The sequence below is a fragment of the Archangium violaceum genome, from assembly GCF_016887565.1.
GTDB classification, from domain to species: Bacteria; Myxococcota; Myxococcia; order Myxococcales; family Myxococcaceae; genus Archangium; species Archangium violaceum_B.
Genome location: NZ_CP069396.1, coordinates 7248575 through 7271688, shown reverse-complemented (window position 1 = coordinate 7271688; position 23114 = coordinate 7248575). Strand labels below are relative to the sequence as shown.

General features: G+C 67.3%; 14 protein-coding genes. 3 read left to right on the top strand and 11 right to left on the bottom strand.

What is annotated here, in order from left to right; genetic code table 11:
• Nucleotides 1-78 precede the first annotated feature (78 nt).
• Nucleotides 79-1533 carry a hypothetical protein gene (locus tag JRI60_RS28810; RefSeq protein WP_204219092.1) on the top strand — a complete coding sequence of 485 codons (1455 nt, stop codon included), beginning with the start codon at nt 79-81 and terminating at the stop codon, nt 1531-1533.
• Nucleotides 1534-1550: 17 nt separating this feature from the next.
• On the opposite strand, the gene JRI60_RS28805 is transcribed toward JRI60_RS28810, so the two are convergent.
• The 5 genes from JRI60_RS28805 to JRI60_RS28785 all read right to left on the bottom strand — a co-directional run bounded on the left by JRI60_RS28805 (nt 1551) and on the right by JRI60_RS28785 (nt 8063).
• On the bottom strand, nt 1551-1955 hold the full coding sequence (locus JRI60_RS28805) for a DUF2721 domain-containing protein (protein WP_204219091.1): 405 nt from the start codon (nt 1953-1955) through the stop codon (nt 1551-1553).
• A 4-nt stretch (nt 1956-1959) separates the two neighbouring features.
• Nucleotides 1960-3327: an MFS transporter gene (locus JRI60_RS28800; RefSeq protein ID WP_204219090.1), complete on the bottom strand. Its 1368-nt coding sequence runs from the start codon at nt 3325-3327 to the stop codon at nt 1960-1962.
• Between the two features lie 173 nt (nt 3328-3500).
• Nucleotides 3501-5342, bottom strand: coding sequence for a translational GTPase TypA (typA, locus tag JRI60_RS28795; RefSeq protein WP_204219089.1), 1842 nt, complete (start codon nt 5340-5342; stop codon nt 3501-3503).
• Between the two features lie 194 nt (nt 5343-5536).
• Nucleotides 5537-6475: an alpha/beta fold hydrolase gene (locus JRI60_RS28790; protein WP_204219088.1), complete on the bottom strand. Its 939-nt coding sequence runs from the start codon at nt 6473-6475 to the stop codon at nt 5537-5539.
• 4 nt (nt 6476-6479) lie between these two features.
• Nucleotides 6480-8063, bottom strand: coding sequence for a sigma 54-interacting transcriptional regulator (locus JRI60_RS28785; RefSeq protein WP_204229132.1), 1584 nt, complete (start codon nt 8061-8063; stop codon nt 6480-6482).
• Between the two features lie 115 nt (nt 8064-8178).
• On the opposite strand from JRI60_RS28785, the gene JRI60_RS28780 reads away from it, so the two are divergent.
• Both JRI60_RS28780 and JRI60_RS28775 read left to right on the top strand, forming a co-directional pair.
• Nucleotides 8179-9168 (top strand): cation diffusion facilitator family transporter, encoded by a 990-nt coding sequence (locus tag JRI60_RS28780; protein WP_204219087.1) that lies wholly within the window; start codon nt 8179-8181, stop codon nt 9166-9168.
• Between the two features lie 318 nt (nt 9169-9486).
• On the top strand, nt 9487-9954 hold the full coding sequence (locus JRI60_RS28775; RefSeq protein ID WP_204219086.1) for a hypothetical protein: 468 nt from the start codon (nt 9487-9489) through the stop codon (nt 9952-9954).
• A 12-nt stretch (nt 9955-9966) separates the two neighbouring features.
• On the opposite strand, the gene JRI60_RS28770 is transcribed toward JRI60_RS28775, so the two are convergent.
• The 6 genes from JRI60_RS28770 to JRI60_RS28735 all read right to left on the bottom strand — a co-directional run bounded on the left by JRI60_RS28770 (nt 9967) and on the right by JRI60_RS28735 (nt 23103).
• Entirely contained in the window at nt 9967-10272 is a 306-nt protein-coding gene (locus tag JRI60_RS28770; protein WP_204219085.1) for a hypothetical protein, read from the bottom strand.
• Nucleotides 10273-10358: 86 nt separating this feature from the next.
• Nucleotides 10359-14201 carry a CARDB domain-containing protein gene (locus JRI60_RS53605; protein WP_239469767.1) on the bottom strand — a complete coding sequence of 1281 codons (3843 nt, stop codon included), beginning with the start codon at nt 14199-14201 and terminating at the stop codon, nt 10359-10361.
• Nucleotides 14202-14623: 422 nt separating this feature from the next.
• A complete protein-coding gene (locus tag JRI60_RS28750; RefSeq protein ID WP_204219084.1) occupies nt 14624-16198 on the bottom strand; it encodes an ELWxxDGT repeat protein in 1575 nt (524 codons plus the stop codon).
• 314 nt (nt 16199-16512) lie between these two features.
• Nucleotides 16513-18210: a polysaccharide deacetylase family protein gene (locus JRI60_RS28745; protein WP_204219083.1), complete on the bottom strand. Its 1698-nt coding sequence runs from the start codon at nt 18208-18210 to the stop codon at nt 16513-16515.
• Between the two features lie 111 nt (nt 18211-18321).
• Nucleotides 18322-19197 carry an alpha/beta hydrolase gene (locus JRI60_RS28740; RefSeq protein ID WP_204219082.1) on the bottom strand — a complete coding sequence of 292 codons (876 nt, stop codon included), beginning with the start codon at nt 19195-19197 and terminating at the stop codon, nt 18322-18324.
• 78 nt (nt 19198-19275) lie between these two features.
• Nucleotides 19276-23103 carry a hypothetical protein gene (locus JRI60_RS28735; protein WP_204219081.1) on the bottom strand — a complete coding sequence of 1276 codons (3828 nt, stop codon included), beginning with the start codon at nt 23101-23103 and terminating at the stop codon, nt 19276-19278.
• Nucleotides 23104-23114: the final 11 nt, after the last annotated feature.

Below are 23114 nucleotides of genomic sequence, written 5' to 3'. Positions count from 1 at the left end.
CCGTGCGCTCCGAGTGAAGTGGCGGTGGAGCCGGCATTGCACAGGGCTCGCACCGGCATTTCTCTCGGAGGCGAAAGAATGAGCTCGGTATCGCGGCGCGAGTCCCACCCGCTGGCCACGGACCTGACGGTCCCACACTCGGAGTCGGAAGGTTCACCCTCCCGGGTGTCGGGCAGGCAGGAGACCCCGGCCGGTACGGCCCAGAAGAATCAGGTCGAGACGTATCGAGGACCGGTGGAACAGCCGCGTGCATGGATGCCGGGCGCGGGGCCCTCGGAGGATGGGAGAGGACTGACGGCGGCCTACGCGGACGTCCGGACCCGCCTGCACACGGATTGGAAGGACTGGGCCATCACGGACGCGGACGTGCGCGGGGTGCACGAGCACCTGGAGAAGCTGCCCGCGGGTGACTACGCACGGACGCTGGCGCGGATGGAGAAGGACGGGCTGCTCGCGAAGTACGCGGAGCGGATGGGGCCGGAGGCGCGTTCGGCCTTCCTGCTCCAAGCCGAGCGCAAGGGCTACATCTCGAGCGAGCCTGGAAGGAAGGCGCCGCCAGCGCCGTTCGCTCCACCGGATGTTCCGGCCATCCACAGGAACGATGCGAGGCTGCCCTCGTGCGTTCGAGAGCTCGTCCACGAGTCGAACCGGATGGCCAAGAGGACCTATCACGACGCCCATGAAGCGTACGTGAAGCGGTACTCCGAGCAGGTCATGCGGGCGAAGAGCCTGCTGGAGATCCGTGCACTGGGGGAGCCCGTGGCGCTCGCCAAGGTCAGTGACGGCCTGGTTCATCCCCATCCGGACGCCGAGCGTTTCCGGGAGAGCTGGAGCCGCGTCCCCGGGAACGACACGCGCAACGTCGCCTATGACGCCGTGTCCAAGCGCATGGCGGATCTCAGTGGCCGGCTGAGGCCGGGCTCCTTCTGGTTCAAGGCCGAGGTGGAGCTCAAGGCCGAGATCGCGGGCGTGGGTTTCAAGGCCGGCGCGGAGATGACCCTGACCCAGGATGGCCAGATGAAATGGTCGCCGAAGGGAGGCGCGGAGATCACCAAAGGGGTCGTCAACGTGGGCGCCGAGTTCTCGGAGTCGGGGGAGCCCAAGTGGTCGGTGGGGCTGGAACACGCGCCGAAGTCGCTGGGGAAGACGGACCCGATGTCAGTGGGGATCAGCGCTGACTCGGAGGGCAGCGTGCGCATGGAGCTGCCGGCGGGGGGCGGCTTCGGTGGTTACGCCGAGTTCAACCAGAAGGAGGGCACGTTCGGAGGCGGCGTGAGCTTCGGGCGGAAGCTGGGGGAGGACGGGGAGGTGAAGCTGGGCTTGGGCTTCGGCATGCAGGGGGCACGGACCGAGCGTGCGCGGGACGTCGCCTCGACGGAGCACGGCACGCTCTTCGGGGCCCTGCCCGAGCAGGAGCAGCGGCTTCGTTGGGAGGAGATTCCCCAGGCACGCCGCGAGCGCATGGAGCGGGATGGGTGGACCCCCGAGCTGTGGCGGGAGAACCTGCGGCTGCACGGAGGCTCCAAGCGCTGAGCGGGCCGGCCCTCTCCTCACTTCCTCTGCTTTTCTACCTCCAGATCCCCCAACTGAATCTGTAGCGCTCGGATGGAGATCTGGATCTCCCAGATGGAGAGGGCCAGCGAGCCGAGCATCAGCAGCAGGCTGCCGACGAAGACGTACTCTCCCGCTCGCGTCATTCCCGCGAAGAGCAGGAGCATGCACACGACGCAGAGAAACAGGCTGGAGACGCCCAGGAACTGCATGTCGCGGATGAGCCGTACGCGGATCTTCAGGTTCTCGATCTGCGGCAGGAGCAGCGGATCGGGGTTTGCTTTGTACTGCGCGTACATGTTCCGGATCAGCGCGGCGATGGCGAGGAAACGGTTGGTGAAGGCGAGGAGAAGCAACGACACCGTTGGAAAGAGCAGCCCGGGGGTAGTGAGCGTCAGCTCCATGGCGTTACCTGCCTGTCACCTGGACGTCGACCTGCCGATGATGACGGAAGGTGCTGACCACGGCCGCCGTGGCCGCGAAGCCAGCACCTACCCCCAGGGCCACCGTGGGCCCATGGCTCGAGGAAGTCCTGAAGGCCACGGCGACCAGGGTCGCGCCGCACGTCTGTCCCAGGAGCCGGGCCGTTGCCTGCATGCCGCCAGCGCCGCCACTTCGTGCCTTCGGCGCCGCGGAGATCATCGCGCGGTTGTTCGGTGACTGGAAGAACCCGAAGCCCACGCCACAGAGCGCCATGCCGCAGACGATGGTGCTGCTCGCCGCATGCGGCGGCAGCAGCGCGAGCAGCGTCAGCCCCATCGACAGGATGACCGAGCCCACACCACACAGGATCGCCGCCGAGAAGCGATCCGCCAGCCGTCCCGCGATGGGCGCCATCACCGCCACGGCGACCGGCCAGGGCGTCATCAACAGTCCGGTCTCCAGCTGACTGCGCCCCAGGACATCCTGGAAGTAGAAGGGAAGGGAGACGAAGGCGAGCATCTGCGCCGAGAAGGAGCAGATGGAGGCCGTCACGGAGAAGGCGAAGACCGGGATCCGCAGCAGGTCCACCGGCACGAGCGGCGAGGTCCGTGAGAGTTGCCGCCGCACCAGCACCACCCCCGCGGCGAGGCCTCCGGCCAGTGCCAGGGCGCCCAGGCGCGAGCCGGTCGTCATGCTCTCGGCGCCGATGATCAGCAGACCGAACGTCACGGCATTGAGCAGCGCACTCGTCAGGTCGAAGGGGTGGCGCGAGCGCTCGGTGTGCGGCAGCGCCCGGTTCGCGATGAGCAGGGCGATGCACCCCATGGGCAGGTTGATCGCGAACAGCCAGGGCCACGACCCCGCCGAGAGGATGGCCGATGCGACCGTGGGACCGATCGCCGAGGAGAGCGCGACCACCAGGGCGTTGATCCCAATGGCCCGTCCCAGCAGTCGATTCGGGTAGGTGAAGCGCACGAGGGCGGCGTTGACGCTCATGATCGCCGCCGCTCCGAAGCCCTGGAGGATTCGCGCGAGCGTCAATCCCACCAGCGAGCCCGACAGCGCGCACCCCAATGAGGCCAGCGTGAACACCAGCAGGCCCGACTGGAACACCCGGCGGTAGCCCACGATGTCCCCCAGCGAGGCGAAGGGGAGGAGCGAGACCACGATGGCCAGCTGGTAGGCGTTCACCACCCAGATCGACGCGGCCGGTGAGGCGCGCAGATCCCTCGCGATGGCCGGCAGCGCCACGTTGGCGATCGCTCCGTCCAGCACGGCCATGGTGATCGCGAGCACGATGGCGGAGATCGCCCAGTATCTGCGCGGCGTGGGCAGCCCATCGGTTGCTTCCATTTCCTCGTTCCCCAGGGTGGCGGTGTGTCTCGTGGACCTTTTAACGCCAAGAGGGCCGCGAGTGGGGGCCCGTAGACCCTCACCCCGGCCCTCTCCCAGAGGGAGAGGGTGACCGGAACCCCATTGAGTCCGGTACCCTCACCCCGTCCCTCTCCCGGTGGGAGAGGGGTGGGTTACGCCTCGCCGCGCTCCTCGCGCTTGCGATCGCGATCCGCACGGTAGCGCTCGCCCGAGCTCAGCGCCTTCTTGCGCATGCGCACCGACTTCGGCGTCACCTCCACCAGCTCGTCGTCCGCGATCCACTCCAGGGCCTTCTCCAGCCCCATCTCGCGCGGCGGCGTCAGGATGACGTTCTCGTCGCGGCCCGCCGCTCGGATGTTCGTCAGCTTCTTCTCGCGGCAGGCGTTCACGTTCAGCTCCGAGGGGTGCGCGTGCTCGCCGATGATCATCCCCTCGTACACCGTCACGCCCGCTCCCACGAACAGCTGGCCACGCTCCTGGATGCTGAACAGCGCGTACGGCACCGTCTCGCCCAGGCGGTCGGACACGATCGCCCCGTTGGCCCGCTTCGGGATGTAGCCGAACCACGGCTCGTATCCGTCGAACTGGCTGCTCATGATGCCCTCACCCCGCGTGATGGTGAGGAACTCCGAGCGGAAGCCGATGAGGCCACGCGCCGGAATCCGGAACTGCAGGCGCGTACGCCCACCGCCCAGCTGCGCCATGTCCGTCATACGGCCCTTGCGGGGCCCCAGCCGCTCCGTCACCGCGCCCACGCTGCCCTCGGGCACGTCGCAGAAGAGCAGCTCCATCGGCTCGTGCACCTGGCCGTCGATCGTCTTCGTCACCGGCTCCGGGTTCGACGCCGTCAGCTCGTAGCCCTCGCGGCGCATCGTCTCGATGATGACCGCCAGCTGGAGCTCGCCACGGCCCACCACGCGGAAGGCGTCCGGCGTCTCCGTGTCCTCCACGCGGATGGACACGTTCCGGTAGGCCTCGCGGTACAGGCGCTCGCGCAGGTTGCGGCTGGTGACGTACTTGCCTTCCTTGCCCGCCAGCGGCCCGTCGTTGACCTTGAAGATCATCATCATCGTGGGCTCGTCCACGGTGATGCGCGGCAGGGCCACCGGCTTCTCCACGTCGGCGATGGTGTCGCCGATGGAGATGGCCTCGATTCCCGCGATGGAGACGATCTCTCCCGGACCCGCGTCCGGGATCTCCGTCCGCTTCAGGCCCTGGAAGCCGTAGAGCTTGACGATCTTCCCCTGCTCCACCTTGCCGCCGTCCCGCATCACCGCCACGGGCATGTTCGGCGTCAGGCGGCCGGCCTGCACGCGGCCCACCGCGAGGCGGCCCACGTAGTCGTCATAGTCCAGGTTGGCCACCAGCAGCTGCAGCGGCTCCTGGGTCGGCGCCGGCGGGGGCGAGATGTGCGAGAGGATCGCCTCGAACAGCGGCTCCAGGCTCTTGCCCGGCTGCTCCAGCGAGGGCGAGCTCTGGCCCTGGCGGGCGATCGTATAGAGGACCGGGAACTCGAGCTGCTGATCGTCCGCGCCCAGGTCGATGTAGAGCGAGTAGACCTGATCCAGGATCTCCTTGGGACGGGCGTCCTGGCGGTCGATCTTGTTGATGACGAGCACCGTCTTCAGGCCCATGCCCAGCGCCTTGCTGAGCACGAAGCGCGTCTGGGGCAGGGGACCCTCGGCCGCGTCCACCAGGAGGATGACGCCATCCACCAGGCGCAGGCCGCGCTCCACCTCACCACCGAAGTCCGCGTGACCCGGGGTGTCGATGATGTTGATCTGCTTTCCCTTGTAGGTGACGGCCGTGTTCTTCGCGAGAATGGTGATGCCCTTCTCGCGCTCGAGGTCGTTGGAGTCCATCACCCGTTCGGTGACGGCTTCGTTGCTGCGGAAGATGCCCGCCTGGCGGAGCATGTGGTCGACAAGGGTGGTCTTGCCATGGTCGACGTGGGCGACGATGGCGACGTTGCGGATGTTCTCTCGGGCAATCATGAGCGAGGCGGGCCGGAGCGCACTCCCGGCGGAGGAAATCGTGAAGGGCAAAGGCGCCCAGGCCCCGCGTAGGGGACCCTGTGTGAACCTCACAGGAACGCGGAGGGCGGGCGCTTATATGCCGTGGGTCTTCCACCTGCAACGTGGCTGGAAGAAAGGTGCGCGAACGGGGGCGGCCCCCCTGGCTTTACTGCCTACCGGGTAGGCGAAGAGGCGACATCCAGCTCGGGCTTTTCCACTCCGGACGGAGCCGGAGGGGCCGCGGGCAGGTGCTCGCGCAGGAAGCGCTCCACCCGGAGCTCGACCAGCTCCTTGTGCTCCAGGGGGGCGACATGGGTGCCCTGGGGCACCATCATGAACTCGGCGTCGGGGATGTGGGCGGCCATCCGGCGCGAGAGCCAGGCCGGGGTGAACTTGTCGTGCTCGCCGGCGATGATGAGGGTGGGCACGTCCACGTGGGGCAGGTGGTCCCAGGCGCTGTGGTGGGAGGCGGACTCCAGGGTGCGGACGAAGACCACCGGGTCCATGTTGGCCAGGTGGGTGAAGTAGGGGACGAGATCGCTCTTGGCGAGCAGAGATCGGTTGAGCTCCACGGAGAGTGCCACCTGCATGGCCAGCTCGGTGCTGAGCAGGGCGCGGGTCATCCGGGCCACGGGCTGGGGGAAGCTCTCCACGGTGAGGCGGATGAGGGGGAAGAGCCGCTTGAGCCAGTTGCCGTCGTGGAAGGTGTCCAGCGGGGTGCCGTAGCTGCCGCACAGGAGGACGAGCCCGCGCACGCGCTCGGCGTAGCGGCGGTGGAACTCGAGCGCCACCTGCACGCCCATGGAGTGGGCGAAGAGGACGGCCTGGTCAACGCCCGCGGCATCCATCACCCGGTTGAGGTCGTCACAGGTGTAGAGCATGCCGATGCGCTCGCGCTGCCGGGGCAGGCCCGAGCGGCCGTGGCCCCGGTAGTGCCAGCGCAGGACGCGGTAGCGCTGCTCCAGGTAGGGCGCCAGGTACTTCCAGACGAAGCCATCACAGCCCAGGCCGTCGCACAGCACCATTCCCGGCTCGCCCTCGCCCTGCACCTGGTAGTACAGCGAGGCCCCATCGGGCACGGTGAGGTAGTCCTGCCGGAAATAATGGCTCATGGGCTCAGGCGTCTGCCTCGGCATCGGGCGGGAGGCCCTTGTCGAGGCCGTACTTGGCGATCTTCAAGATAAGGTTGGAACGGCTGATGCCAAGCTCGCGCGCCAGACGGCTCTTGTTGTTCCCGGTGCGCAACAGTCCCTGGTGGATCATCTCGCGCTCCAGGGTCTCCACCGCCTCGTGCAGCCTGCCCGTGGCGCGAGCGGTGAGGAAGGACGAGCCACCGGGCGTCACCGCGTCGCGGATGCGGCTGGAGATGAGCTCGGCCGGCAGCAACTCCAGATCGCCGCCGAGCACCAGCAACCGTTCGATTTCGTTCTCCAGCTCGCGCACGTTGCCTGGCCAGGCGTAGGTGCCGAGCAGGGCCATGGCCTCGGAGGACAGGCCCCGGGCGCGCTGGCCCTCGCGGTGGTGCTTGCGCAGGAAGTGGTCCACCAGCAGGGGCAGATCGTCCCGGCGATCGCGCAGGGGGGGCAGGTGCACCCGGATGACGTTGATGCGGTAGTAGAGGTCCTCGCGGAACTCGCCGCGCTTGACCATCTCGCCCAGGTCCTTGTGCGTGGCGGCGATGACGCGCACGTCCACCTCGCGCGAGTGCGTGCCGCCCACGGGCAGGAAGGTGCCCTCCTGCAGCACGCGCAAGAGCTTCACCTGGAGCGCGGGGGACATATCGCCCACCTCGTCGAGGAAGAAGGTGCCGCCGTCGGCGACCTCGAAGAGGCCCTTCTTGTCGCGCATGGCGCCGGTGAAGGCGCCGCGCATGTGGCCGAAGAGAGCGCTTTCAAGCAGGTTGTCGTTGAAGGCCGAGCAGTTCTGCACCACGAAGGGGCCCTGCCGCCGGGGGCCGTTGTAGTGGATGGCGCGCGCCACCAGCTCCTTGCCCGTGCCCGACTCGCCGTTGATGAGGACGGTGGCCTCCGAGTTGGACACCTTCTCGAGCAGCTTGAAGATCTCCTGCATCGCGCCGGAGCGGCCGATGATGTCCTCGAAGCGGTAGGTCTCGCCGGTGTCCCGCGAGAGCGCCTGGATGGAGCGCTCCTCCTTGCGGGCGCGCTCGGCCTCGTAGGCGGCGATCTCGCTGGCGCCATACTCGAGCAGGTCCGAGAGCTTCTCCAGGTTGGTGTCCCCCAGCACGGGCAGGCGCTCCACGGCGCGCTCCACGTCCGGTGCTCCCGGCTGCAACTCGCGCACGCGGGCCTTGAGCAGCTCCTGCTCTCGCCCCGAGAGCGGCTCGCGCAGGAAGCCCTCCACGAGCAGGAAGCCCTCGTATTCGTCATGGACGTAGAGGGGCGCGCCCACCAGGCTGAACTGGAGATGGCACGGGTGGACGAGCGCGCGGCGCAGGCGCCGGTTGGCCCGGAACTGCTCGTGCAGCTGCCGCACCGACTGGTTGCAGCGCCGCAGGCCCTCCCGAGAGGTGAGCGAGAGGCGGCAGCACGCGTTGGGGGTCGGGGGAATATCTCCGCCCTTCTGCCACTCCAGCACCACCCCGTTGCGGTCCACGAGGTGCAACTCCGCACGCCACCACTTGCGAATGACTTCTCGCAGCATGATGATGGTGTGCAGGTTCTGGTGCCTCTCCAGGTCCATCTGCCGTGCCTTGGGGATGTTCAACGGGGGGGTGGAACCTTGAAACATACTGGGGTATCTGGACTCTAGCCGGTTGCCGTTTATCCGTGGAGGAGTGTTCGCACACCACCCGCTCGTGACTACTTCTCCTCACACCCATGGCGAGTCAGGGCATGACCATGACCACGCGCACGGCGAGGCGTGCGGGGGGCATGGTCATGGCAAACCCGCGAAACGTCTGCCGCCTTCCATGAAGGAGGAGCGGAGGAAGGATCGCAGTCGGCTGCTCTTCGCCCTGGCGCTGACGGGCACCATCGCGGTGGCCGAGGCGGTGGGCGGCTACCTCACCAACTCCCTGGCCCTGATGTCGGACGCGGGCCACATGTTCACGGACATCAGCGCGCTGGGGCTGAGCCTGCTGGCGCTGTGGTTCTCGGGCAAGCCGGCGGATCTGAAGAAGACGTACGGCTACTACCGGATGGAGATCCTCAGCGCGCTGCTCAACGGCGTGCTGCTGCTGGGGATCACCGTCGTCATCCTGGTGGAGGCCTGGGAGCGCTTCCGCTCGCCGGCCCCGGTGCAGCTGGGGCCCATGGCGGTGGTGGCGACGATCGGCCTGTTGTCCAACCTGGGGGCGCTGGCCTTCCTGCACAACACGCACTCGATGAACGTGCGCGGGGCCTTCCTGCACGTGCTGGGTGACGCGCTCTCCAGCGTGGGCGTGCTGGTGGGGGCCGGGGTGATGTGGCTGACGGGCTGGTACGTGGTGGACCCGCTCATCTCCGTGCTCATCTCGGTGGTGATCGTGGTGGGCTCGGTGCGGCTGGTGCGCGACGCGGTGGACGTGCTGCTCGAGGCGGTGCCCTCGCACGTGGACCTGTCGGCGGTGAAGGACCTGTTGCTCAAGGTGCAGGGGGTGCGCGACGTGCACGACCTGCACGTGTGGACCATCGCCAGCGGGATGTACGCGCTCTCGGCGCACCTGGTGGTGGCGGACCCCATGGTCTGCAACAACGATGAGATCCTCACCGCGGTGAAGCACGAGCTCTTCGACCGGTTCGGGATCGATCACACCACCATCCAGATCGAGAGCGAGACCTACGCCCATCTGGGCGAGGTGCACTGAATCAGGGCGGTGGGCACGAGCATCGGAGGGTGGATTCCTGGCGCTCGAGGCGGGGTGGCGGCGGCGCCGTGCCCGGCAACTCCGCCATGACAGGCGTGACCCGAGGGAAGGGGCGTGCGCGTGCCAGTCCTGGCACGTTCTCCTCCGCGCCCGAGGGCCCTCTTGGGTGCCCATGAGCACAAGCCCCTGGAATCAGGGCGCTTTCCCCGGCCGGAGGCTCCTGGCACTCCGGATGCTCTGGAGGGTTTCCGTCCGCGGCGGCAAGGGCCGATGCGCGGCATCCCCGTAACCCATACAGACAAGAAAGCAGGATGGATCATGGTCTCGTTTCGCAATCTCGCCGCGCGTCTCCTCGTGTTGGGTGTGATGTTCTTCTTCACGGGAAATGCACGGGCGCAGACGTGGTTCCTCACGGGAGGGCCGGAGATCACCCAGGAGCAGCGGGCCAACGTGTTCGCCTACGTCAAGAACGCGTGGCAGGTGGCTGATGGCAGGTCGGCCACGGATCTGGAAGCGCACCGCCGCTGGGCCCGGGGCCAGACCGACGCGGTGGTGAACGGCGAGGTCGACTACCTCGTCGATCTGGTGATGGGCAAGGTTCGCCGGCTGGACAGGTATCGGCTCGAGGAGGTCTTCGCGAACATCAAGCAGGGCGCACTGATCGCGGGCAACGTGGAAGCAGGCCACAGCCTCGAGCTCCACCTGAACTGGGCGCGCGAACAGACGGAAGACACGCTCCGGAGCGAGATCGCGCGCATTGCCCTGGCCGGGTACGCGGCGTTCTAGGACTCCGCCCCGTCAGACGTGCTTGGGCGCCCTGAAGACGTTGCAGACGATGCGACGCATCTTCTTCGCGCCCGAGGCGAGGGCCACGACGCGGGAGAGCTGCTCGAGCGCCGCATTCGCACCCAGGCGGTCACGCTCCGTCGCGAACGTCATGAAGAGGTGGATGGTGCCGAGCGAGGCATCCTCGTAGACGGACATGCTCTCGAAGCCGGGGTATCCGGCCAGGCCCTCCAGGGCCAGTTCCCTGGCGACGGCATCCACGCGCGAGAACTCCCGTGGATCAGCCCCCTCGAAGATGATGACCTCGGCGGACCTCATGTTCCGGCTTTCTTACTCGGCTTCCCGCGTGCCGCACAACATGAGGAGGGAGGGGCCCGGTCCGAGCCCCTCCCTTTGTCACCGGCTCACGGCGTGATGGAGATGACCGCGCTGGCCTTCGTGTTGTTGTCCTCGAAGAACTCGAAACGGTCGTCGAACGGGTCGGCCACGGCGCCCAGGTACCAGGCTCCCGCGTAGGGGGCCGAGGCCTGGACCGACAGTGACAGCGTCTGGCATTGACCCGGGTTGAGGCGGTTGGTGGAGACGCTTCCCAGGAATTGATCCGAGGGCGGCCCGTAGGGCGAGGGCGGGGAGATGAGGGTATCGGAGGACAGGTACAGTTCCACGTTCGTGCTGTCATCCAGCGTGCCCTGGTTGCACACCTTGACCGAAGCCGTGAACTGCTGGCTCATCCGGAGGCGCGTGGGCGCCGCCACGGTGGACACCACGAAGTCCGCCCTTTCGCCGATGCCGATGCGGGTGCCCACCCGGGTGTTGTTGTCCTCGATGAGCTCGAAGCGGTTGTCCATCGGATCCACGGCCGCGCCCAGGTAGTACACACCCTCTCTTGGCGCCGAGGCCGATACGGGGATGGACAGCGTCTGGCATTGGCCCGGGTAGAGGGTGTTGGTGGCCGCGCCGCCCATGGACTGGTCGATGGGCGGCGAGTAGGGCGTCCGCGGGGTGATGAGGGCGTCAGAGGACAGGTAGAGCTCCACGTCCGTGCTGCCGCTCTGCGTGCCCTGGTTGCACACGGTCACAGAGGTGGTGATGGGGTCTCCCTGCCGAGCGCTCGTGGGGCCCTTCACCGCGGACACCACGAAGTCCGGCCCGTCGCCGATGCCGATGCGGGTGCCCACCTGGGTGTTGTTGTCCTCGATGAGCTCGAAGCGGTTGTCCATCGGGTCCACGGCCGCGCCCAGGTAGTACGCGCCGTCCCTCGGCACCCAGGCCGACACGGGGATGGACAGCGTCTGGCATTGGCCCGGATAGAGGTAGTCGGTGTACTCGATGCCCACGGGCATGTCGCCGGGAGGAGAGTAGGGCGTCCGCGGGGTGATGAGGGCGTCGGAGGACAGGTACAGCTCCACCTCCGTGCTGCCGCTCTGCGTGCCCTGGTTGCACACGGTCATCGAGGCGGTGAAGGAATCCCCTGGCAGAGCGCTCGTGGGGCCCGAGAGCTCGGTCACCACGAAGTCCGGCTCATTTCCGATGCCGATGCGGCTATCCACCCGGATGTTGTTGTCCTCGATGAGCTCGAAGCGGTTGTCCATCGGGTCCACGGCCGCGCCCAGGTAGTACGCACCGTCCATCGGTACCCAGGCCGACACGGGGATGGACAGCGTCTGGCATTGGCCCGCGTTGAGGTCGTCGGTGTGCTCGAAGCTCAGGAATATGTCACCTGAAGGGGAGTAGGGGGTCCGGGGGGAGAGGATGGCGTCGGAGGACAGGTACAGCTCCACCTCCGTGCTCGAAGCCCGCGTGCCCTGGTTGCACACCGTCACCGAGGCGGTGAAGGGGTCCCCTGGCAGAGCGCTCGCGGGGCCCGAGACCTCGGACACCACGAAGTCCGGCCTGTCGCCGATGCCGATGCGGCTGCCCACCCGGGTGTTGTTGTCCTCGAGGAGCTCGAAGCGGTGGTCCATCGGGTCCACCGCCGCGCCCAGGTAGTACGCACCGTCCCTCGGCACCCAGGTCGACACGGGGATGGACAGTGTCTGGCATTGGCCCGCGTTGAGGTCGTCGGTGGACATGCCGCCCAGCCATATGTCGCCTGGAGGAGAGTCGCTCGTCCGGGGGGAGAGGAGGTCGTCGGAGGACAGGTACAGCTCCACCTCCGTGCTGTTGGGCCGGGTGCCCTGGTTGCACACCGTCACCGAGGTGGTGAAGGGGTCCCCTGGCAGTGCGCTCGCGGGACCCGAGACCTCGGACACCACGAAGTCCGGCCTGTCGCCGATGCCGATGCGGCTGCCCACCCGGGTGTTGTTGTCCTCGAGGAGCTCGAAGCGGTGGTCCATCGGGTCCACCGCCGCGCCCAGGTAGTACGCACCGTCCCTCGGCACCCAGGTCGACACGGGGATGGACAGCGTCTGGCATTGGCCCGCGTTGAGGTCGTCAGTGGACATGCCGCCCAGCAATAGGTCGCCCGGAGGAGAGTCGATCGTCCGCGGAGAGAGGAGGTCGTCGGAGGACAGGTACAGCTCCACGTCCGTGCTGTTGGGCCGGGTGCCCTGGTTGCACACCGTCACCGAGGCGGTGAAGGAATCCCCTGGCCGAGCGCTCGCGGGACCCGAGACCTCGGACACCACGAAGTCCGGCCTGTCGCCGATGCCGATGCGGCTACCCACCCGGGTGTTGTTGTCCTCGATGAGCTCGAAGCGGTGGTTCATCGGGTCCACCGCCGCGCCCAGGTAGTACGCACCATCCGTTGGCACCGAGGCCGACGAGGGCATGGACAGCGTCTGGCATTGGCCCGGGTGGAGGTCGTCGGTGGACATGCCGCCCAGGAGCATGTCGCCGGGAGGCGAGTCGGGGGTCCGCGGGGAGAGGAGGTCGTCAGAGGACAGGTACAGCTCCACGTCCGTGCTGTCGGGCCGAGTACCCTGGTTGCACACCGTCACCGAGGTGGTGAAGGAGTCCCACGGCCGAGCGCTCGCGGGGCCCGTGACCGCCGTCACCACGAAGTCAGGCCTGTCGCCAATGCCGATGCGGTTGTCCGCCCGGGTGTTGTTGTCCTCGAGGAGCTCGGGACGCTGGTTGTCCGGGTCGACCGCGGCACCCAGGTACCAGGAGCCATCCGAAGAAGACGAGGCCTGCATGGACAGCGTCTGGCACTGGCCCGGCTGGAGATGGTCGGAGTAGAGGCGCCCCAGGGGCAGGTCGTCGGACGGATCAGGAGGCACCGGTGGGGTGATGACCGCGTCGGAGGACAGGTACAGTTCCACCTCCGTGCTGTCGGGCCGAGTGCCCTGGTTGCACACCGTCACCGAGGTGATGAAGGAGCTCCACGGCCGAGTGCTCGCGGGGCCCGTGACCGCCGTCACCACGAAGTCAGGCCCGTCGCCAATGCCGATGCGGTTGCTCGCCCGGGTGTTGTTGTCCTCGAAGAGCTCGGGGAACTGACCGTCCGGGTCGACCGCGGCACCCAGGTACCAGGTGCCATTCGAGGGAGTCGAGGCGGAGGTCCGCATCGACAGCGTCTGGCATTGGCCCGGCTGGAGATAGTCGGCGTAGAGGCGCCCCAGGGGCAGGTCGTCGAATGGATTGGGGGGCACCGGCGGGGTGATGACCTCGTCGGAGGACAGGTACAGCTCCACCTCCGTGCTATCGGGCCGGGTGCCCTGGTTGCACACCGTCACCGAAGCGGTGAAGGACTGCCCCTGCCTCGCACTGGCCGGGCCGCTCACCGCAGTCACCACGAAGTCAGGCCTGTCGCCAATGCCGATGCGGTTGCTCGCCCGGGTGTTGTTGTCCTCGAGGAGCTCGGAACGCTGGTTGTCCGGATCGGCCGCGGCACCCAGGTACCAGGTGCCATCCGAGGGAGTCGCGGCGGAGGTCCGCATCGACAGCGTCTGGCACTGGCCCGGCTGGAGATAGTGGGTGTAGAGGCGCCCCAGGGGCAGGTCGTCGGATGGATTGGGGGGCACCGGCGGGGTGATGACCTCGTCGGAGGACAGGTACAACTCCACCTCCGTGCTGTCGGGCTCCGTGCCCTGGTTGCACACCGTCACCGAGGCGGTGAAGGACTGCCCCTGCCTCGCACTGGCCGGGCCGCTCACCGCCTTCACCACGAAGTCAGGACCCGACTCCAGGGCCTGGCCCGCGACTCCCCGGGCCCCTTCCTGTTGCGCCCCCGGCTTTCCGCATGCCGTGGTCATCAGCGCCAGTGCCCCGATGATGGCGCTCGCTCTTACCGCTCTTCCCCTCATGAATGGCCCCCGCGAAATGGTCGCTCGTTGAGTTCTCGTTAATTCGAGCTTTCGCAGGATTGCCGACAGTTATTTGAGAGAGCAAGGGGAATTGCCAGAAAGTTACGATCCGGGTGAACGTGTCTCGAGGAGCGCCGGAGCGGGGCCATCCGCTGGGACGGACGAAAATCCGCGCAACTGGCGGACGCCTCCCTCCGATAACAGTGAGTGTTCCCCATCGGGGACGGTGGCGCGAGCCACCTCAGGAAGAGCGGTGTCCGCCATGAACCAGGCTGCCGAAGTCATCCATCTCGACGAGTTCCGCAAGCGCCGTGGCCCTCAACCCGCGGCCGTCCGTACCCCCAGCCCCGCGACCCTGTGGTCGCCGGTCTGGGTCTGGGTGATGGTCTGGCCGCGTTGAGCGGCCTGCTCATCTGGGGAGGTCAGTCCTCCAGCGGGAGTACCCAGAGCTCGCTGCCATGGAGGCTGTCCGTGGCGACGAAGAAGACGGAGGAGCCCACTCGGGTGAAGTCGTGGGGGTACGAGGAGGCGCCGGGGGTGATGTCCTGCACCAGGTGCGTGCCCGCGGCCGTCCCATCGCTCACCCAGGGCTCCAGACCCTCGGCGTCGCTCGTGCTGCTGTAGAGGATGCGGTCATCCAGGGCGTGGAGCCCGGTCGTGAATTCGTCCGACCTGCTCAGGGGCCGGGACAGCATCCGGGTGCCCGCGGCCGTCCCATCCGTCACCCAGAGCTGCACGTCCCGGGGACTGGGGCCCGGTGAGGACAGGGCCTGGCCGAAGAAGAGCTTGCCACCCGCGCGGGTGGAGGTGGTGATGTAGGGGAGCGCGTCGGCCTGCTGCGCGTAGGTGTTGGGCAGGGTCGTGACGAGCCGCTCCTGGACGGCTCCGGCGCCGTCCGGCTCCAGCGCGTACAGGCGCATGAGCTGATCCGACGGCTCGGAGAGCGTGAGGTAGAGATTGCCGTCCGTGTTTCCCGGCAGGAGGCTGGCGGTGGGACCCTCCGGGCCCGCGGAGATCTCCCGGACGCGCGTCGTGCCGGCCTCGGAGCCATCCGTGCGCCACAGCTCGCGGCCCTGGGTGGGGGTGAAGGTGAAGAAGAAGACCGACGAGCCCAGGGCCTGGAGTTGAGACGGATAGGAGTGGGCGGCGCCGGGTTGGATGTCCTTGACGATCACCGTGCCGGACTCGGTGCCGTCCGTCTTCCACAGCTCGGTGCCGTGAGCCGCGTCCGTGAAGGAGAAGAAGAGCGTGTCGCCCACGCGTACCCGCGAGGCGCTCAGGGACGAGTCGGGCCCCATGTCGCGCACGAGCACGGTGCCGGCCTCGGAGCCATCCGTGCGCCACAGCTCGGTGCGTCCGGGCGACGTCGCGGTCTCGGGGCGGAAACAGAAGAAGAGCAGGGAGCCGTTCACGGGCGTGAGCGCGAAGGGCGACGAGCTGCCCGCACCCGGGGCGATGTCCTTCACCAGCCGCGTGCCACCCGGGGTGCCGTCGCTGACCCACAACTCCTGGCCGTGGGCGGCGTCACCCGCGGCGAAGAAGAGCCGATTGCCCAGGGGCGTCAGTTCCTTCACGCCCGTGTCCTGGAACGCGGGGAAGTCCTTCACCTGCACGGTGCCGGCCTCGGTTCCATCGCTCGTCCACAGGCCGGTCCGCCCGTCCTCGAAGAAGGCCGCGAAGAAGAGGCGGCCCTGGAAGTCCACCAGGAGCCCCGGACCGAACCCGGTCCAGGGCGAGGCGTTGAAGGGCGGGAAGATGTCCTTGACGAGGTGGGCCGTCCCCAGCGTCGGAGAAGCACCCGAGGGGGTGGACGGCGTCGGGGGCGCGGTGGGGACCGGAGGAGCCCCCGTCCGCTCTCCGTCTCCCCCGGAGGGGGCGCTCTCGATGGGTGGCTCGTTCTCCTGGCCGGTATCTCCGCTTCCTCCCGTACCTGTTCCGGTTCCGCCGCAGCCCACGATGATCGAGCAGAGAAGTACCACGCCGCGCCCTGAACCCATTCCTCTACCTCGCATGCCTGATGTTGAGACATGAGGGTGAGGAGAGGGATTGAATCCGTCCAGTGTCAGCCAGCCAGAAATCCCTGCTCACATTCCCGTCGTGGTGGGCGGATTCACTCGTCGTTGACGAGTGGAGGTTCCACGCTGGAATACAATGTGGCCTCCTGGACAGCCGTGAGCGCAACGGGCTCGGAGGGCGATGCGGAGGCGCACGCCCGGCTGCTGGGGGGCCAGTCTCCAGGTTCGCCTGGACCATGAGGCCTCGGGGCCCGTGGCATGGCTGCCGCGCGGCGACCCGAGGCCTGGGTGCTACCTCAGGGGAGCAGCCGGATGTCGTCGATGTAGAGGGTCCCCTGGTCCGCGCCCGATTGATCCTGGATGTAGATCTCCCGGAGCGAGCCCGAGCTCAAGCCCAGCAGGCTGAACGGGATGGAGACCCGCTGCCAGGTGCCCGGCTGGATGGCGTGGCCCAGCGTCTCGTCCAGACGGATCTCCCCGAGCAGGCCGGAGTCGCCGTTGAACACCAACCGCGCCACCTGCCCGCCGGAGGTGCCTCCGTGCACCCACAGCTCGATGGACTTGTACCGGCTCAGGTCGATGGTGCTATCGCTGTGGAAGAAGAGGGCCGACCACTGGTCCAGCTCGACGGAGATGGCCGACGTGCCCGCGTGGACGATGGAGCTCTGCGCCAGGTTGTGCACCGCCCAGCTCCAATCATTGAACCCGGAGGCGAGCGCATCCGCGTAGAGGGCGAAGGGCTGGGTCGGCGGAGGCGGCGGGGGCTGCGCGTTCGAGCGGATCAGCCGGATGTCGTCGAGGTAGAGGGTGCCCTGGCTCCCGCCGGTATCGTCCTGGATGTAGATGTCGCGCACGGTGCCGGAGCTCAGTCCCACGGAGCTGAGCGGGACGACGACCCGCTGCCAGGTGCCCGCCAGGATGGGGTGACCCAGCACCGTGTCCAGCCGCGTCGAGCCGATGTACTGGGAGCCGTCATAGAACGCCAGCCGCACACCCTGGCCGCCACTGCTGCCGCCGTTCACCCACAGCTCGATGGACTGATACAGGCTCGCATCGAGTCCAGAGGTGTGGTGGAAGTAGAGGGAATTCCAGCCACCCAGCTGGACGGACAGGGACGACAGTCCGCTGTGCACCACGGTGCGATCATCGAGGTCGTGCGTGGCCCAGCTCCAGTCCGCGAAGGCATTGCCCATGCCGTCGTCATAGACGGGTGTGTCACCCACGGGCTCTTCCGTGCGCCCCTCGGTCAACGCCACGCCCTCGGACACGGAGACGGTGCGCAGGCCCTTGACCTGGATGTAGTCGAGGATCTGCGAGAACTGGTCGATGTTGATCTCCGTCGACTGGGTGGGCGTGCCGCTCACGAACTGGTGGAAGGTGAGGATGACCCAGCTCTTGTCGGCGGCGGCCTTGTCGAGCCACGTGCGCACGTCGTCCAGGGTGACGCTGGTATTCACGTCATAGGACCGGAGTTGGAAGATGTTGGTGTCCCGGAAGTTCTGGCCGCCGTTCACCGTGCGGTGGCTGCCGTAGTACTGCTTGACGGTGGCCAGCACGCTGTCGTTGTAGGCCCCATAGGGCGAGGAGAAGGCCGGCACCGACGCCAGGCCGAACTGCGACTTCAGCCACGCCTGCGAGCCGCTCAGCTCCGACTGCACCTGCGCCGCGGACAGGGTGGTCAGATCCGAGTGGTTCATCGTGTGGGAGCCGATCTCGTTGCCCTCGGCGATGACGGTCTGGACCTGAGGCACCGTCATGAAGCCCGTCCACCCGTTGCGGATGCCCTCGGTGACGAGGAAGTAGGTGACGTGGATGCCGTGCTGGTTCAGCACCGGGCGTGCCGCCGTGTACTGCGAGGGCCACCCGTCATCCAGCGTGATGCTCACCATTCCTTCCTGGAAGGGAGTCGCGGCCAGGGTGGGAGCTCCCACCAACGCCAGGCCCAGCACCGCCAGACTCCGCACGAACTCCTTCACCGCATGTAATCTGTTCATGTGTCTCCTTTTTGATGGAGGAGTATTTTTCCGGATCATCTCATCGTACGGGGAGGCACTGACACAAGGGGAATTCCGTTACATCTCGAATTTTGAGGGCGCGGCACCTTCCTACTCGAGGTTCTTGAGCGCCACGTGTAGCCATCCCGGATGATGGGCGAGCTCGGGCATGTCCCCCGCGAAGGCGGCCCTCGCCTCGCCGTCCTGGGCGAGCCAGTAACGCATCCAGGCCGTCAGGTATCCCCGGTGCATGCCGCCATCACCCTGGATTTCGTTGTGGCTGGCCCCCGAGGCAATGGCCATGGCGGCGGGAACACCCGGAGCGGTTCGATCGAAGGCCCGCTGGTTGTCGGCCGCTGGGGAGATGATTCCATCCCCGGTGCCTCCCAGGATCAGGAAGGGTATGGCGAGCCGGGACGTGTCGTATTTGTCCTCGGGGTCGCACCAGCGGAGGGCGGGCAGCGCGATGGACACCACGGTCGTGATGAGACTTCCGGCCTCGAAGTTCGTATGACTGTTGATGACCCCGGTGGAGCCTTGCGAGTGTCCGGCCGCGCCGATTCGCCGGACGTCGAGCTTGCCAGAGAAGCGGGAACCGGGCGTCTCATGCCGTGAAACCAGGTAGCGGGCGGCGGCGAGTATCTCGGCTCCGGTTCCGGTGTGGGTCTCGAATGTATCGATGACCACGAAGCCCCAGGACGCCAGATGGCGGAGCAGGGCATCGTAGTTCGAGGGCAGTGCATCGGTCCCGTTTCCCCAGACGATGACGGGATGCCCGGTGGTGAGGGGCTCCGGGAAGTACGTCTGATAGAGCGCCTCACCCCGGTCGTTCGTGATGAGCTCCGTTCCGATCGCCAGGGGGCCGGGCTCCGCATACCGGGACTCGATGGCACCCCGCACGGGGGGAGCGGCGGTGCACGACGACAGGAGGAGCGCGGCCAGCGTCAGACTCATCGCGAAGGAAGCTCGTTCGATGACATTCTTCATGGAGGCCTCGTCTCTGGAGTGAATCCGGCGATGGAGGCTCGCAGGATAGCGGAGCCCGGCCGCTCGGAGCATGTTCCGTTACCAGAACTTCGCCTTCTTGAACGCCTTCTTGGTGCTCTTGCCCACGTCCTTGGCGACGTTCTCGACGGCCTTGGTCGCCTGATTCACGCCCTTGTTCATGGTGTTGGCGAGCGCCTTGGCCTCCTTCTCGCTCTTCTTGTAGACATCCTTGAACACCTTCTCGGTGTCGTTCACCCCCTCCATGACGCCCTTGTTGACGGCGTTGGTCCACTTCGTCGCGTCATTGAAGGCGTCGCGCAGCGCGGCCTCGACCTTCTTCGACAGCACCTCGGGCAGCTTCGTGAACGCGTCGGGGGTCGCGTCGAGCCTGAACTTCGCGATCTTGAAGCCCTCGCCAGCGAACTCGAAGCTCGACTCCAGCATCATGTCGACGTTCTTGCTGTCGATATCGATCTCGATGTGGGCCTCGATGTTGGTGTTGACCTTCGCCTTGCCGAGCAGGCCGAGGTCGATGGTGCCGATGCCCACCTTGACGGTCCCGCCCGCTTCGAGGCCGCTCTTGCCGAACCGTGCGTCGACGTCGAAGTTCACGCCAGGCGCGAGCGGTCCCTTCAGCTCGAACTCGACGCCGTTGACGGTCACGCTGGCGAAGAGGGAGCGCTTGAGGCCGAACATCGTCAGGCCGCCGTTGATATAGAAATGGGGCGGCCGGAACTCCGCGACCGGCTGGTCGGGCTGGAAGAACGTCGAGATGGAGATCTTCGGGCCACCGCCGCCCTGGGCGGCCGCGATCGAGAAGAACCGCTCGTCGACGAGCACGATCTTGTCCATCTGCGCGTCCACGGAGAAGCCCTTGTTCTGCGAGATGTCGATCGTGGCGGAGGCATCGAAGCCGGCGAACGAGATGGCGGCGTTGAGGTAGTAGCTCTGCGGGTATTGGATGGTGCCGATGAACGTGGGCTGGGGCGCGAAGTAGAACTGCGGGGCGATCCGCACCTGGATCTTGTCCCCCTGCAGCTCGAGCTCGTAGTGCCGCATCGTGGTGAGGTCCGTCAGGTGCCACGACGCGCCCTTCTTGTTCACCACCAGCGTGAGCTGGTTCGACGAGGAGGGGATCGTCACCTTCGCGGCGGCGAACGCGGACGAGACCTTGTCGAAGACCAGGCCATCGAGCTCGCTGGCGAGGTTGCCCGGGATGGAGAACTGGTGCGTGCCCTTGATGGCGATGCCCTTGAGCACCTCGTCGATCGGCGTCTTGAGGCCACCGCCCACCAGCGTGTCCATCACGTCCTTGGCGGTCAGGCTGCTGATCGAGCCCGCCACCAGGCTGCGCGAGGGGTCCGTCGAGTCGAAGAACACAGCCACCGATGACTGGAAGTTCTTCACGTCGATGGTCGCGGCGATCCCGAGGCTGGGGATGCCGCCCCAGTTCACCCCGATCTGCATCGCGAGGTTGCTCAGCTTGAACGGGCCGCAATTGACGGCCGTCGCGCCCTTCATGGTCGCGGACATGAACGCGCCACCGGGGACGAACAGGGTGGTGACATCGAAGGTCTGCGGCTGGCCCTGGATCTTCGCCGTCAACGAGCCGGTGAGGAAGAAGCTCGCCTTGCCATTGGTGAGCATGACGCCGAGCTGGTAGTCGAACGGCTGCCCCTGGATCCGGGTCCGTTGCCCGAAGAAGAGCTTCGACTCCTTCGCCGGGTTATCTCCGATGGCGAGCGCCACGCGCTGCGTACCGCCGACCCCGAGGAGCTTCATGAGCAGGCCTTGTTGCCTGTCATTCGAATCGAGCTGCCACTCGGCGAAGGCCGTCAGGCCCTTGCCGACGCCGCTCGTCTGGGCGGGCAGGGCCAGCTTCTGCGTGCCGAGCTGGGGGGCGTTGAATTGCGCGAGGTCCGGGAACTGGAGGTTCGCGTTGTCCTGGGTGGAGATCACCAGGAGCAGCTTCTGCAGCCGGACGATGTCCTCGACCGACTTGAGCGCGGAGAGGCCGGGCAGGCTCGAGAGCCGGGCGGGGCCCAGATCCATTCCCGCGGCGAAGCCCCACTGCGCCCCGGTCTTGCTGGCCTCGAAGGCGAAGAGGCCCACGCCCTCGAGGGCGGTGGCGAGCTGGAAGACGTAGCCGTTGCCCTGCTTCCGGATGAGCACCGACGAGTTCTTCAGGGTGACGTCGAAGCCCGCGGGCAGCGGCGCCTTCTGGTCGCACAGGCCGTTGATCAGCTCGTCGAGGTGGACCTCCGGGAAGTTGCCGCGGATGGCGAACTCACCCGGGTGGCTGTAGCGGGCCGAGATGCGGCTCTTGCCGAAGGCGATGTTTCCCTCGAAGTCGCCGGTCACCTTGCCGCCCTGAAGGCAGCTCAGGCGGAGGGCGACGTCCTGCATCTTGAGCTTCTGGGGCCCGACATCGATGACCCATTCATTCGGGCGCCCGGCCAGCGCCGCGGAGAAGCTGTAGAAGGAGCCTGGAGCGACCGTGACGTTCATGCTGTCGATGGTCAGGTCCGCGGGGGGCGGGAGATCCGGCGCGTAACTCTTGAGGAGCCGGCTCAGCGGGAGGGTCTGCCCGCCGAGCATTCGGGCGTAGACGGTGAAGTCGTTGGCGTTCGAGGCGCGGACGCTGAACGGGACGCCCTCGATGTCGATGATGCCGCCCACGTCGAGCGAGACCTTGCGCTGGCCGAACGGGTCGGTGATGGAGAACTGGCACGAGAGGTCGCGGACCGCGAGGTGGTCGCCCCAGATCTTCCAGCGGCAGTCGGGCATGCCGATGGTGAAGCTGACGGAGCTGACGTACAGCCCGCGGCTGCCCACGCCGAGCGACAGGGTGACGTAGGTCAGCGCCAGCTTGCCGAGCGCCTGTCCCGCTTTCTGGAGCTCCTCGGGCAGGTACTGCGCGAGGTCGTCGCCGCCAGCGAGGTCGGCGAGTTCGGCGAGCTTCGCCAGGGAGACGCCGTGGACGTCGCCGAAGAACGTGAGCTCGTCCACGCCCCAGCGGCTGGTCGCGGTCACGTCGATGCCGATGCCGGCGCTCGGCACGGCGAGGGTGCCGGTATAGGCCACGAGCGGCTGGAAGCCGGGGTTCTCACGCAGCCACTTCGTGTCGTGCGGGCTGTAGATGCGGAGTCTCGGGTTGTCGAAGCGGACCTTGCCGAGGGTGCCGCCCTGGCCCAGCGCGGCCTCGAGGAGCACGCCGGGCACGTCCTGGCGCTGCCAGGGCCACTCGCGGGGGTTGAGGGGCAGGGTGACGTCGGACTCCTTGGGAATGCGGATCATCCCTCTCAGCGTCAGGGGCTCGCCGTAGCCGAAGGTGTTGAGCAGGACGCCCAGAATTCCCGCGGGGCGCAGCTTGCCGATGAAGTTGATGCCGCGCTCGAGCCGGACCCCCGCCTGCTCCAGATCCTGCGGCTCGCTCGCCACCACGAGGCGGGCGTCGTACAGGTTCAGCGAGTCGAGGTAGGGGAGCTGCCCCGCGAGATGATCGACGGGCGTCGGGGAGCTGCCGTCATACGGCTGGATCACTCGGGTGTCGTGGTTGAGGACCCTGGGGAGCCCGGGAAGGCTGCGCGAGAACTTCCAGCGGTCCGGCCCGGGAGCGTCTCCGATGAGCTGATACCCGACTGCCGCTCCGACGTCGCCGTCGGTGAGACAGGAGAAGCGGGCGTCGACCGGGAGATCCGGAACCTGCATGAAGTTGGAGCGGCCGGAAACGCGCACCTGGTTGGGACCACTGTCCGGCGCGGACTCGGCGGCGGTGATGACCAGTGGTTGGTTGCCATAATAGTCGACGAGCAGGCTGTCGATGTTCGAGGTCAGGGTACCGGCGCTGGTGACAACCTTGCCATCCACGCTCCGGAGAGCATTCTTCAAATCCTGGCTGTTCATGTCATCTCACC

Coding starts and splice junctions, on each gene's coding strand:
- JRI60_RS28740 (WP_204219082.1), bottom strand. CDS start 19,197: ATGAAGAATGTCATCGAACGAGCTTCCTTCGCGATGAGTCTGACGCTG.
- JRI60_RS28750 (WP_204219084.1), bottom strand. CDS start 16,198: ATGGGTTCAGGGCGCGGCGTGGTACTTCTCTGCTCGATCATCGTGGGC.
- JRI60_RS28800 (WP_204219090.1), bottom strand. CDS start 3,327: ATGGAAGCAACCGATGGGCTGCCCACGCCGCGCAGATACTGGGCGATC.
- JRI60_RS28790 (WP_204219088.1), bottom strand. CDS start 6,475: ATGAGCCATTATTTCCGGCAGGACTACCTCACCGTGCCCGATGGGGCC.
- JRI60_RS28735 (WP_204219081.1), bottom strand. CDS start 23,103: ATGAACAGCCAGGATTTGAAGAATGCTCTCCGGAGCGTGGATGGCAAG.
- JRI60_RS53605 (WP_239469767.1), bottom strand. CDS start 14,201: ATGAGGGGAAGAGCGGTAAGAGCGAGCGCCATCATCGGGGCACTGGCG.
- JRI60_RS28745 (WP_204219083.1), bottom strand. CDS start 18,210: ATGAACAGATTACATGCGGTGAAGGAGTTCGTGCGGAGTCTGGCGGTG.
- JRI60_RS28805 (WP_204219091.1), bottom strand. CDS start 1,955: ATGGAGCTGACGCTCACTACCCCCGGGCTGCTCTTTCCAACGGTGTCG.
- typA (WP_204219089.1), bottom strand. CDS start 5,342: ATGATTGCCCGAGAGAACATCCGCAACGTCGCCATCGTCGCCCACGTC.
- JRI60_RS28785 (WP_204229132.1), bottom strand. CDS start 8,063: ATGGACCTGGAGAGGCACCAGAACCTGCACACCATCATCATGCTGCGA.
- JRI60_RS28770 (WP_204219085.1), bottom strand. CDS start 10,272: ATGAGGTCCGCCGAGGTCATCATCTTCGAGGGGGCTGATCCACGGGAG.
- JRI60_RS28775 (WP_204219086.1), top strand. CDS start 9,487: ATGGTCTCGTTTCGCAATCTCGCCGCGCGTCTCCTCGTGTTGGGTGTG.
- JRI60_RS28810 (WP_204219092.1), top strand. CDS start 79: ATGAGCTCGGTATCGCGGCGCGAGTCCCACCCGCTGGCCACGGACCTG.